Genomic DNA, 9,111 nt, shown 5'->3' on the forward strand with positions numbered 1-9,111 from the left:
CGCGCATGGACCGCTTGAGTTCATTGACCGTTACCGGGCGAGATTCCGCTTCGTTGCTGGCGTTCATGTTCAATATTAAATGGCGAATGGCGCGTTTATTTGGGTATATTTCCTTCATGTGGCGATAATACCACTATCGATACGCTCAAGTCTAAAATGAAATGGCACATTTAATTAAAATTGTTCAAATATATATAATGCGGCCACAAAATGACTTCTGTTAATTTGGTGGACTAACCAAATTGTAGTGACTGGCGTCGCTCAAATTAGATGCCTCGATTGCTACAGTTTCAACAGAAGGTTTCACGTGAACGACATTCCTCTTTCTGCTGCCCTCGACGCGGTTCGTGCCGCTGCCGAGGCCGATCCAGCAATGCTTAACTATATCAGGGCCCACCTCCGCACGACGGGCCTTTTCGACGAACAGCCGCTCCGCGAAGTGCGGGCCTGCCCCATCTCGTTCGATGCAATCGAGGTCGCCCTGTTTGACAACTGGGGCAGCGCGACGAAGCCCAAGGGGTCGAAGACGCAGAAAATCAAGGCCAATCGGTTCGGCGGAAAGGTGAAAGTCTGGGACGAAGGTAAGCGCATCAACCTGAATGAGCCTGACTTCGTTGCCTTCGTAAACTTCTTTGATGCCGGGGAAGTGCAGGCGCTCGTTGAGCGCTTGGCAAATCCACGAAAGTGTCGCACCCCTCTTACAGCCGCCTATCAGGAACTCTTGCTCGACGTGATCACGCCGCTCGCAAGCGCCAACGATATGTTGGTTGCGCCGTTGTTTTCGAAGCCAGTTGGCGATGGCACGCGCTACCATGATCAGCAGGTGATGATGGTGCCCAAGCCGGGCATGATCGCCAAGGATGTCCAAGAGGCACTGCTCATACTCGAAACTGGCACCGTGCTCTTGCCGCCGTTTTCCAGCAATGACGCGAGCGGCTCGGCACTGAAGGATAACTGTTTTGCTCAATCACGTGCCTGCTTGTCGCGTCAGTTCGTCGATTGGTCCACAGGCGGTATTCAAGTGAAATTGAAGTGATCGACGCTGATCTCTATTAATACTACCTTACAGGTATATTGTTATATATTAGTATTAATAGAGATGCGTCGCGGCCGCTCACTCGTCGACCGATAAATACATCAATACAGGTTGGAAGGAGACGGCGATGGCATGGCGGAACTACGAAGTGCGAGGCGAGGGCGACGTGCATGTGGTCAACGAGCAGGGAGGGCTACTTCCGGCGAGTTACGCGACAGGCCTCGTCCTCACAGGCAAAACTCGGGTGTTCGCGGGTTACTTCGTCAAGCTGACCCTGAGTTCGGGCACCGAGTTCACCGGCGAGGATAGCCACTCGTTGCGCAGCGCGCTCCTTCGGCTGGCATCAAATCTATCAGCGGTGAGATTGGCTCTGGACTGTGCCGGGCTCGACCCTCGCTGGCGGGAGAGCGGCCTGTCTGAGAATACCGGCTACGGTTACTTCATCTTCCACCCCGAGGCGGTGCATATGATGGCCGCAGTACCAGTAATCTCGGTAGATCATGACCCATTGGACGAGATGATAGCGGAAGCTGTCAGCAGAATGCGGATCGGCTGGTAGTTACACAGTTCGCAATCTTCGTCTGGTCATCATTTCATTAATGCGGGAATGGTTTCGATTCGGGCATAGTGTCTTCAGTCAAAACAGGAGACCCAAGTGATTTTCGATCAATACCAGCAGATCAAGACCGACTTATACTGCACCGAACCTGACCTTCTCATCTGCTCCTCGGCAGACGAGGCATTTCCTTATCGCCTGATATTTTGGCACACAGAAATCGACTACGCCGAAGCGCAGCGTCGAATTGGCGTATACGGCGTGAGAGGGAAGAACTATCGGCTCTGGAGAAATCCCAGCATCGGCGGCAACGGGGCTGTCAGTGTCATCGAGACCGACGACATGCATGCCGAAACCACTCTCGGCGCAGGATTGGTCAGCACCCGCTTTCGCGTGATAACTCCGAAGCAGGCCGAGAACGACGAAGCCGAGAAGCGCTTGGTGTTCCCGTGGCGGATCATGTGCCGCACACGGCCGCCCGCTGCGAATATGGTACGTGAAATCATGGGGCGCCGTGGCACCATTGCCTATCATAGCGGATATAACCCAAACGGTATGCGGTGGGCGCCGGACAACTCTTTGATCGGAACGGTCTATGCGATTCACGTGCGCGACGAGACGACGGCGCTCATGCTTCAGATCGCAATCGGCGACAGCACAATGGAATAGCCAGGCGCGGGCCTGCCCGCGCCTGGAAAGGCATTGAGCAAAAATGCCGCCAACCTCTTCTAACTCCCTGCATCCCGGCATACTATCGAGCGGTCAGTAGAGACGAGCCTTCGTTGGCCGTCGCCGAAGTCTTGGCGGGGTTTTAGAGTTGTATATTTCCGATATCGATGAAGCGGTGAGCCGGATCGCCGCAGCGCCGTTCGTTGCCGATGAGTTCCCGTTCGATTTCATCGCAGCTTACGACGCGCCTCCCGCGACGATCACGCGCATCCGAAACGGCACCCAGAACGCCAGCGACATCGATGGCGGGGTGTTGTGGCGGCAGAAACTGCATTTGCTCGTCTGCGATGCGGGGCAGATCAACGAGGCTCTGGCGCGGCTCCTCGGAAGTCGCGCCACGGCGACGCAGAAGGCGAAGTTTCTTCTCGCAACCGATGGCGTCGAGGTCGCCGCCCACGACATCGATGCCGAGGACACCATCTTCTTCCCGTTCTCCGAACTGGGGAATCGCTTCGGCTTCTTCCTGCCGTTGGCTGGCTACTCCCGGTATAAGGCTGCCGACGATAACCCCATCGACGTCAAGGCCGCCAACCGGCTTCGACGGCTGTATGATGCGCTGATCGCCGAGAACCCTGAATGGGAAGGCGATGCCAAGCGTCACGCCATGAACCTGTTTATGACGCGCATCATCTTCTGCATGTTTGCCGAAGATACCGGCATCATCCCCGAGCACCTTTTTGCACGCACGATCCATGATCATGGCGGTCATGCGGGCGAGGAGATGGTCCACGTCCTCACCTCGATCTTCACGGCCATGAGCATTCGCGAGGGCGAGCGTGGGGACATGCCGAGATGGGCGACAGATTTCCCATGGGTGAACGGCGGTCTGTTCGCAGGCGATATCGAGGTGCCCCGGTTCAGCCGCACGGCGTTCCGCACGCTGACCGAAGCCGCAGGGCTGCGGTGGAACGAGATCAACGCGGATATCTTTGGCTCGATGATCCAGGTCATCGTTGATCCGGCGCATCGCCATGAAACGGGGATGCACTACACATCGGTGCCGAACATCCTCAAGGTGCTCGATCCGCTGTTCCTCGACGAGCTACGCACGGAAGCCTCCCGTCCCGCGCTGGCGGACAATTCACGTGAGAAGGCACGCCTGAAGGCGCTGCTCACCCGGTTGTCGAAAATCCGCGTCTTCGATCCGGCCTGCGGATCGGGCAACTTCCTCGTCATCGCTTATCAGGAGCTACGCAAGATCGAGAGGCAGGTGCTCGACCGCCTTCGCGCGATCACCGGCCATGCGCCGGGTATCTGGAGCCACATCGAACTGCACAACTTCTACGGCATCGAAATCAGCGATTTTGCCGCTGAAACGGCAAAACTGTCGCTGTGGATTGCCAAATTTCAGATGGACCGTGCGCACCGAGATATGTTCGGCTCAGCGCCACCCAGCCTCCCCTTAACGGATAGTGGAAATATCCATAACGGCAATGCACTTGCACAAGACTGGCTGGGCGCCTGTCCAGCGCCAATTTCAGTTAATCACCGACAGAAAATGCCTAATCTCGCAACTGCTGTAGATGCTCATGGAACTGAGGAGGTTATAGACGGCGAGGTTGAAACCTACATCGTTGGAAACCCTCCTTACATTGGCGCACGTAAAATGAACGACGTCCAAAAGGCGGAAATGAGGACAGTTGCCCAAGGTTATACCAATAAATGGACTAACATCGATTATGTGGGTGGCTGGTTTATTCGGGCCATGCAATATTCGGAAACCGTCCCGAATGTCTGCTTCGCGTTTGTGGCAACAAACTCATTATGCCAAGGTCAGCAGGTTCCGACACTTTGGCCGATCTTGTTGGAGAACAGCCTCGCGATCAGGTTCGCTCACAGGTCGTTCAAGTGGATAAACAATGCCCCTAAAAAGGCGGGTGTAATCTGTGTTGTCGTCGGGATGGATAGAGTACACGGGGGCGCGAGAACACTGTTTGACGGGAATTTACGGCAAGAAGTTTCCACGATTAACGCCTACCTCTTACCTCTACCGAACATTTACATCGACGAACGCACCGCCGCATTGTGCGAATTGCCGCCCATGGACTTTGGCAACATGCCGTTGGATAATGGAAATTTACTGATAGAACCTGCCGAAATCGAGGATTTTCAATCCGATCCTGTGGCAAGCACGTTTGTCAGGCCCATCGTCGGCAGCAAAGAAGCAATTCGGTCAATTGACCGTTACTGCTTGTGGATTGAAGATGACCGCATAGCACAAGCGCTGGCTATTCCAGAAATTGATCGGAGAATAGAGGCAACGCGAGTCTTTCGCGCCGGGAGCCCAAGGCCTCAGACTCGGTCAAAAGCCAGAACACCGTATAAGTTTGGCGAAATCCGTCAGCGAAACGCTGATCATATAATTGTAGTTCCCTCTGCAAGCTCCGAGCGCCGCCCTTACCTTCCAGTATTATATATGCCGGGTGAAACAATAGTTTCAAATCTGGCCTTCATGATGTTTGATGCGCCGCTATGGACAATCAGCTTGATTGCATCTCGTATGCATTTGCTGTGGATCGAAGCAGTTTGTGGAAAATTGAAAACAGACTATAGATACTCGAATACGCTGGGATGGTACACATTTCCTGTGCCATCCATGAGCCAAGCTGACTATAAACGCCTTGAGTCATGCGCTGAAAACATCCTGCTGGCACGGGCTGAGGTCGGCGGCTCAATCGCGGAACAATATGATCCTAATAACATGCACCAGCTACTTATTGATGCCCACACCGCTAACGATGAGGCTGTCGAAAGCCTATACTCTGGTCGGGGTTTCAGATCAGACGGCGACAGGTTGGGCCATCTGTTTCGTAGATATGCCAAATTGACTGCTGACGAGCGCGGTCAGGAGGTCGATCCCGAGTTTGCTCTGGGCATGGAAGGCGCAGCTTAATGACGAATGTAGTTGAGGTCCGCTATGGTTCGTCGGGCGCCAGCCAGAAGATCGATGCACTCGGAATGCGCCCAATGCAGGCCCGCGCCTGGAAGGCGCGCGCCGCCCAATATCTGCTGGTCAAGGCACCGCCCGCATCGGGCAAATCCCGCGCGTTGATGTTCGTCGCGCTCGACAAGCTGCATCGTCAGGGCATCGGCAAGGCCATCGTCGCCGTGCCCGAGCGGTCAATCGGTGCGTCATTCGATTCCACCTCACTCAGCACACACGGCTTCTTCACCGACTGGCACGTCGCCGAGCGCTGGAACCTCTGCACCAGTGAAACGGGCGGCGCGCGGGACAAGGTGGATGCGCTGCGTGCTTTCCTCGACAGCGATGATCGCACGCTGGTCTGTACCCATTCGACCCTGCGGTTTGCGTATGAGCGGTTCGGCGCAGAGGCGTTCGACGGGTGCCTGCTTGCCATCGACGAGTTTCACCATGCCGCTGCGGATCAGGACAACCGACTGGGCGAACTGGTCCGCGGCCTGCTCGACCGGAACCGCGTCCACATCGTCGCGATGACCGGCAGCTATTTCCGTGGCGATCAGATCGCGGTTATGCGCCCCGAGGACGAGGATCGGTTCGAGCGCGTAACCTACACCTATTACGAACAGCTTGACGGTTACTCGCACCTCAAGACGCTCGGCATCGGCTATCACTTCTACCGTGGGCGATACCTCGATGCGATTGGCGAGGTGCTCGATTCGGACAAGAAGACCATCATCCACATTCCAAATGTGAACGCTGCGGAATCGGTGATGGAGAAGTATGATGAGGTGAACCACATCATCAAGGTTTTGGGCGAGTACGAGAGCACTGATCCCGATACGGGATTCCTGCTGGTGCGTCGGCCGGACGGACGCCTGCTCAAGGTTGCGGACCTTGTGGACGATAGTCAGGCGCGCGACACGGTGGTCGCCGCGCTGCGAAAGGCCAAGGACCGTGATGCGGTCGATATCATCATTGCGTTGGGCATGGCGAAGGAAGGCTTCGATTGGATTTGGTGCGAGCATGCACTGACGGTCGGTTACCGTTCCTCACTGACCGAGGTTGTACAGATCATCGGCCGCGCAACACGCGACGCGCCGGACAAGGCGCACGCACAGTTCACCAATCTCATCGCCGAGCCGCTGGCCGAGCAGGGCGCGGTGGTGACCGCCGTCAACGACATGCTCAAGGCGATCACAGCTTCGCTCCTGATGGAGCAGGTGATGGCTCCTCGCTTCCGCTTCCATCCGCGACCGGAAGAACCAGAGACTGACCTCGGCACTGGCGGCAGCGGAACCGGCATGCACGTCGATGAGGACACCGGCATCGTGCATATCGCGGTAAAGGGCCTCAAGGAGCCATCGTCAGATCGAGTGCGGATGATCGTGGAGGAAGACCTCAACGACCTGCTTGCCAATGTCTGCCAAGACCCCCGCATTGCCGCCCGCGCCGTCGCAGATGATGCAACCGCGCCCGAGGTGGTCAATCAGGTGCTTGTCCCCAAGGTGATCGAAGAGCGCTACCCGTACCTCGCCCCCGAGGAAGTCGAAGAAGTACGGGAACACCTGCTTGCAGGAATGGCGGTGATCGCCGAGGTGAACCGCCTTGAACTGGAGGGCGGGTCAGACAATCGCGTTCGCGAAGGTCAGATCGGATATGATGCCGATGAACCGGATGCAGCACAGACCGGCGCGACCCGCTTCATTGAGATGGTCCGTCGCTTCGTGAATGTTGCCGACCTCAGCGTCGATCTGATCGACAGCATCAACCCCTTCCAGCAGGCATACGAGGTGCTGTCGAAGCGCATGGATGCGCCTACTTTGGCGCGCATCCATGGTGCAATCGCCGGTCAGCGCATCAGCATGACCGAAGATGAAGCGCTGGCGCTCTGGCCGCGCATCCAGCGCTTTCGTGCCGAAGAAGGGCGACCGCCCAATGCCGCATCGACCAACGAGCTTGAGAAGCGTCTTGGTGCCGCGCTGGAATGGTTGAAGGCCGAAAAGCGGCGGCGTCAGGTCGACGCTGTGGTGCAGGCCGCAAGCTGATGCCCCGGCTTCGCATGGAGGATGTGCTCGCCGATGCGGACGAGTTCGGCCTGCTGGCTGTCGAGGCCCGAGCGACTGTTACATCAGGAGGTGAGGCTGGGCAGGTGCTTGGAGAGTTGGAGCGCTTTATCGCTGCCAACGGGCGTCCGCCATCATCCGAGGCAGGTACACCGATTGCGGAACGGTTGCTCGCGACCAAAGCGAAGCGCCTGTCGGCCGATCCCGCAATTGGCGCGCTTCTTCTGCCCATTGAGCCGACCCCGCCGACCAGCGTGGATGACATCCTCGGCGACGACTTGCTCGACGATGATCCGATCTTCAATCTCACCCATGTCCAGCCGCGTGAGGTGCAAGATCAGCCGGACTATATTGGGTCACGTAAGCCTTGCGCCGATTTCGAACGGTTCCGACCGTTGTTCGAGGCCGTGGCAACAGACCTTGGCGCCAAGCGTCGCGAAGTCCGCAAGTTCGCGCGCGAGCAAGAGATCGATGCCGGGCAGTTCTTCATCCAGAAGGGCATGATGGCCTATGTCGCCGAGGCTGGAGAAGTGTTCCAAGACAGGCTCGGAAACCGCAACCGTCGTCTCCGTGTGATCTACGACAACGGCACCGAGAGCGATCCGCTGCTTCGCTCATTTGCCTCGCTACTCTATAACGACGAGAACGGTCGCCGGATCACCGATCCAGTGGCAGGACCGCTATTCACAGCGGAGCCCGACGACGGTGATGTCCAGACGGGCCATATCTATGTCGCCCGTACTCTTTCCAAAGATCAGCACATTGCCCAGCACGGCAGGCACATGGTAAAGATCGGCGTCACGGGCGGCGACGTGCATCGTCGCGTTGCAGATGCGGTCAATGATCCCACATTCCTGCTCGCGCCCGCGGCGATCATCACCAGCTTTACACTCTTCAATGTGAATCGCTCGCGCCTTGAAGGGCTGTTGCACCGGTTTTTTGATCCGGTGCGTGCCGACATTGAGATCACCGACCGCTTCGGTAAGGCTGTGCGTCCTCGTGAGTGGTTCTTTGCTACGCCAGACCACATTACCGAGGTGGTCCGGCGCATTCAGGACGGCTCTATCACTCGATGCTACTTCGACCCGAAACTGGGGATCGTGGATACCGCATCGCGATGAAGCGGCGTCGGGCATGCCCGACGCCAGGATACCGAGATCGTTGCAGGGTTGCTGCCCAACCATCTGCCAGACCTTTCGACGTGCCATCCACGCCTGTTGCCCGATGAACATCCTACCGAAGGTGCGAGATGACAGCCACGGTTGCCCATCCGCCGTTCGCCGGGCACGTGCTGAGGGGTGATATTGCTGGCCCTGCCTTGGGCAGGGCCAGGATGCGGGACGGATGTCCCGGATAGGTAAACTCTCTCGGGGTGTCCCAAGCCCCACGGATTCCCGTCTCATTAGAATAAGTTCGACAAATCTGAGACTTGTGAGAGGCTACATCTAAGGACCAATTGAGACAGGAAGCGCCGATGCTGGTTGGATACGGTCGAGTGAGCAGTTCGGGGCAGTCGCTCGACATCCAGAATGAAGCTTTGCTGGCAGCCGGGTGCGAGAAGGTCTTCGCGGAGAAGGTCAGCGGGCGCTCGACCCAAGATCGTGAGCAACTCGCCATGGCGTTGGACTTCGTGCGCGAAGGCGACACGCTCGTCGTCACCCGGCTCGACCGGCTCGCCCGCAGTGTCGGCGACCTCCACCGGATCATCGAACGACTCACTGAGAAGAAGGTCGCTTTCAAGTGCTTGGCTCAGGCCGGAGTCGATACCGACACCTCGACCGGGCGGTTGATGCTCGCCGTACTG

At 57.3% G+C, this 9,111-nt stretch carries 7 protein-coding genes; all 7 read left to right on the top strand.

What is annotated here, in order from left to right; translation table 11 throughout:
* Positions 1-307: 307 nt before the first annotated feature.
* Complete coding sequence (locus OKA11_RS23815; RefSeq protein WP_267225015.1) at positions 308-1,036, top strand: hypothetical protein; 729 nt, start codon at positions 308-310, stop codon at positions 1,034-1,036.
* Between the two features lie 127 nt (positions 1,037-1,163).
* A complete protein-coding gene (locus OKA11_RS23820; RefSeq protein WP_267225017.1) occupies positions 1,164-1,595 on the top strand; it encodes a hypothetical protein in 432 nt (143 codons plus the stop codon).
* Between the two features lie 96 nt (positions 1,596-1,691).
* Positions 1,692-2,261 carry a hypothetical protein gene (locus OKA11_RS23825; RefSeq protein WP_267225020.1) on the top strand — a complete coding sequence of 190 codons (570 nt, stop codon included), beginning with the start codon at positions 1,692-1,694 and terminating at the stop codon, positions 2,259-2,261.
* A 148-nt stretch (positions 2,262-2,409) separates the two neighbouring features.
* Positions 2,410-5,214 (top strand): class I SAM-dependent DNA methyltransferase, encoded by a 2,805-nt coding sequence (locus OKA11_RS23830; RefSeq protein ID WP_267225022.1) that lies wholly within the window; start codon positions 2,410-2,412, stop codon positions 5,212-5,214.
* Entirely contained in the window at positions 5,214-7,289 is a 2,076-nt protein-coding gene (locus OKA11_RS23835; RefSeq protein WP_267225024.1) for a DEAD/DEAH box helicase, read from the top strand. Before OKA11_RS23830 ends, OKA11_RS23835 begins: the two co-directional genes overlap by 1 nt.
* Positions 7,289-8,428: a GIY-YIG nuclease family protein gene (locus tag OKA11_RS23840; protein ID WP_267225026.1), complete on the top strand. Its 1,140-nt coding sequence runs from the start codon at positions 7,289-7,291 to the stop codon at positions 8,426-8,428. Before OKA11_RS23835 ends, OKA11_RS23840 begins: the two co-directional genes overlap by 1 nt.
* A gap of 353 nt (positions 8,429-8,781) precedes the next feature.
* Positions 8,782-9,111: recombinase family protein (locus tag OKA11_RS23845; protein ID WP_267225028.1), on the top strand; the 330-nt coding region annotated here is incomplete at its 3' end.

Source organism: Novosphingobium clariflavum (genome assembly GCF_026420865.1).
Taxonomy (GTDB): domain Bacteria; phylum Pseudomonadota; class Alphaproteobacteria; order Sphingomonadales; family Sphingomonadaceae; genus Novosphingobium; species Novosphingobium clariflavum.

Bases quoted from the DNA above. Each gene is read 5' to 3' on its own strand.
- OKA11_RS23820 (WP_267225017.1), top strand. From the start codon at position 1,164: ATGGCATGGCGGAACTACGAAGTGCGAGGCGAGGGCGACGTGCATGTG.
- OKA11_RS23835 (WP_267225024.1), top strand. From the start codon at position 5,214: ATGACGAATGTAGTTGAGGTCCGCTATGGTTCGTCGGGCGCCAGCCAG.
- OKA11_RS23840 (WP_267225026.1), top strand. From the start codon at position 7,289: ATGCCCCGGCTTCGCATGGAGGATGTGCTCGCCGATGCGGACGAGTTC.